This is a genomic window from Hydrogenophaga sp. RWCD_12, assembly GCF_046604225.1.
Taxonomy (GTDB): domain Bacteria; phylum Pseudomonadota; class Gammaproteobacteria; order Burkholderiales; family Burkholderiaceae_C; genus Hydrogenophaga.
In genome coordinates this window covers 1-1,507 of record NZ_JBKIXC010000011.1, presented here as the reverse complement: position 1 = coordinate 1,507, position 1,507 = coordinate 1, and the positions used below count along the sequence as shown (strand labels likewise).

The following is a 1,507-nucleotide window of genomic DNA, read 5'->3' as shown; positions in this document are numbered from 1 at the left end:
AGCAACACCCGCGCCGATGGCGGCACGCCCAACATCAACCAATACAACAACTCCTACAAGTTGCTGCCCGCCGAATGGATGGGCCCGTTCTTCCGCCAGTAGGCGGGGCCGGCTTGGTGCCCCTTCGCGGTGCGCGAGAAGCAGGGGAAACAAGCTGCTTTCAAATCCCCACAGTTGCTTACACGCATTAACTTGCGGCAATGAATTGGCCGCGGTCGCCTCCCGCGGTTACGCATTGATACTCCGCTGGTTCGATGGTTCCAGCCGCCTGTCCCATACGATCCCCCAAACGAGGGATGTTCGCGTGAAATCTCGTCTGTTCGCGCGATTCAGTCGGTTTGTCTGGTGGCGCGATTGCCTGGCCCGGCATTCGACAATCAAAAGGGATGCTTTTGATTGGCCTCATGACAACCCTTTGATCAGTGCCATGACCATCCCATTCAATTCCGCGTCTGTATTGCGATCGGTCGGTTCACCGGCGCTCCTGTGCCGCGTGTCGCCCGGTGGCGGCGGCCCCCTGTCCATGCCCGCTGCGCCAGCTGTCCTGGCTTCAGCTTCGTGAAGAGGCCGCCCGCCAGGGTTGCCTTCATCGGATGTCTGCCGGCGGCAAGCTGGCCAACGCACTCTCCTTGAACGCATATGAAAATCCATGAAACCAGCTGGGTACGGGCTGGCCTGGCTGGTGCTTTGTCCCTGCTGCTGGTTGCATGTGGCGGAGGCAGCACCGCCGATTCCACGGTCAACGGTACCCAGGGCGCTTCGACCGCAGCGAGTCTGGATCGCAGCGAAGCGGATGCTTCGTCGGCGGGCAACGCTGCTGGCACACCCAATGCCCAGTTGAATGCACAGGCGTTGGCGCAAGCAGAGGCGCAGGCTAAAAGGGCAGACAGTTCGCAGCCGCTGGAAAGCCTGCCGCCTGGCGCCATCGCTTCCAAGCTGGCCTACGTCTCTGGCGCCATCGCTCGCAAGGCCACGGTGGTAGGGGCGCCTGCCTATCGCTTCTACAACGCCGGCACCGGCGCGCACTTCTACACCACCAACACCACCGAGGCCGACAACCTGGTGGCCGATTTCTCCTCCCCTTTTCACCTGGAAGGCCCGGCCTTCTGGGTCGCCAAGACCGTCTCGTCTGGCCTCTCGCCGGTGCACCGTTTCTTCAACACCCGAAGCGGGGTTCACTTCTACACCATCAGCGAGACCGAGCGCGCCAGTCTTGAGGCTTCCTCGTCACAGTACAGCTATGAAGGCGTCGCCTACTACGCCAGTCAGGTGGCAGGTGCGGGACTGGTACCGCTCTACCGGTTCTATGTGCCCAGCAAGGGCTTTCACTTCTACACCACCAGCGAGAGCGAGAAGTCCAGCATCCAGGCCAACCTGAGCGCGACCTACCGCTTTGAGGGCGTTGGGTATTACGTGCTCGACAGCGCCTCCCAGACGCGCGCACCAGAACTCGGGCAGACCTCCACCTCGGTGGTGGCCCAACTTCAAGCGACGCGGCTGAGCGGGG

Annotated in this window: 1 pseudogene; it reads left to right on the top strand. The window is 62.2% G+C overall.

The annotated features are described in order from the left end of the window. Nucleotides 1-639: 639 nt before the first annotated feature. Nucleotides 640-1,507, top strand: a pseudogene (locus ACLIJ1_RS23255) (hypothetical protein); the annotation flags it as partial.